At 68.9% G+C, this 1,634-nt stretch carries 1 protein-coding gene; it reads right to left on the minus strand.

Features of this window, described 5'->3' with window-relative positions; genetic code table 11:
* Positions 1-1,634: hypothetical protein (locus QW881_RS32540; protein ID WP_316159253.1), on the minus strand; the 1,634-nt coding region annotated here is incomplete at both ends.

Below are 1,634 nucleotides of genomic sequence, written 5' to 3' on the forward strand. Positions count from 1 at the left end.
CACTGCAGCGTTCCGGTCGGGATGTGCGGCGGCGTCGTCATGCCCATCGCGGTCTTGCCGTTGTGGCAGGTCGCGCAGTTGGTGTCGGTGGCCTTGTGAGCAAAGGCGCCGCCGCCCCAGCTGGTGAAGCCGCCGCTCGCCGCCTTGGCGTGGCAGCTGACGCAGTCGGTGCCGCCTGTCGCAACGTGGTTCGGATACGACGCCGTGCCCATGGCACCCTTGGTGCCCTGGCCGGTGTAGCTGCCGTTGTGACAGCTGTCGCAGCGCGCCGTCGCCACCGCGGCGTGGTTCATGGTGTAGGTGGCAAAGCTCGCCGCGGTGTTGCTGTGGCAGTTCGAGCACTGCAGCGTCCCGGTCGGGATGTGCGGCGGCGTGGTCATGCCCTGCGCGGTCTTGCCGTTGTGGCAGGTCGCGCAGTTGGTGTCGGTGGCTTTGTGAGCAAAGGCGCCGCCGCCCCAGCTGGTGAAGCCGCCGCTCGCCGCCTTGGCGTGGCAGCTGACGCAGTCGGCGCCGCCGGTGGCAACGTGGTTCGGATACGATGCCGTGCCCATGGCACCCTTGGTGCCCTGCCCGGTGTAGCTGCCGTTGTGACAGCTGTCGCAGCGCGCGGTCGATACCGCGGCGTGGTTCATGGTGTAGGTGGCAAAGCTCGCCGCGGTGTTGCTGTGGCAGTTCGAGCACTGCAGCGTCCCGGTCGGGATGTGCGGCGGCGTCGTCATGCCCTGCGCGGTCTTGCCGTTGTGGCAGGTCGTGCAATTGGTGTCGGTCGCCTTGTGAGCAAAGGCGCCGCCGCCCCAGCTGGTGAAGCCGCCGCTCGCCGCCTTGGCGTGGCAGCTGACGCAGTCGGCGCCGCCTGTCGCAACGTGGTTCGGGTACGACGCCGTGCCCATGGCGCCCTTGGTGCCCTGCCCGGTGTAGCTGCCGTTGTGACAGCTGTCGCAGCGCGCGGTCGATACCGCCGCGTGGTTCATGGTGTAGCTGGCGAAGCTCGCCGCGGTGTTGGTGTGGCAGTTCGAGCATTGCAGCGTCCCGGTCGGGATGTGCGGCGGCGTCGTCATGCCCATCGCGGTCTTGCCGTTGTGGCAGGTCGCACAGTTGGTGTCGGTCGCGGCATGCTTGAACGCGGCGCCACCCCAGCTGGTGAAGCCGCCGGAGGCTGCCTTGGCGTGGCAGCTGACGCAGTCGGCACCGCCGGTGGCAACATGGTTCGGATACGACGCCGTGCCCATGGCCCCCTTGGTGCCCTGCCCGGTGAAGCTGCCGTTGTGACAGCTGTCGCAGCGCGCGGTCGATACCGCGGCGTGGTTCATGGTGTAGGTGGCAAAGCTCGCCGCGGTGTTGGTGTGGCAGTTCGAGCACTGCAGCGTCCCGGTCGGGATGTGCGGCGGCGTGGTCATGCCCTGCGCGGTCTTGCCGTTGTGGCAGGTCGCGCAGTTGGTGTCGGTGGCGGCATGCTTGAACGCGGCGCCGCCCCAGCTGGTGAAGCCGCCGGAGGCTGCCTTGGCGTGACAGCTGACGCAGTCGGTGCCGCCGGTGGCGACGTGGTTCGGATACGATGCCGTGCCCATGGCGCCCTTGGTGCCCTGGCCGGTGTAGCTGCCGTTGTGACAGCTGTCGCAGCGCGCGGTCGATAC

This window comes from Bradyrhizobium sp. SZCCHNS3016 (assembly GCF_032484535.1).
In the GTDB taxonomy this organism is placed as follows: domain Bacteria; phylum Pseudomonadota; class Alphaproteobacteria; order Rhizobiales; family Xanthobacteraceae; genus Bradyrhizobium.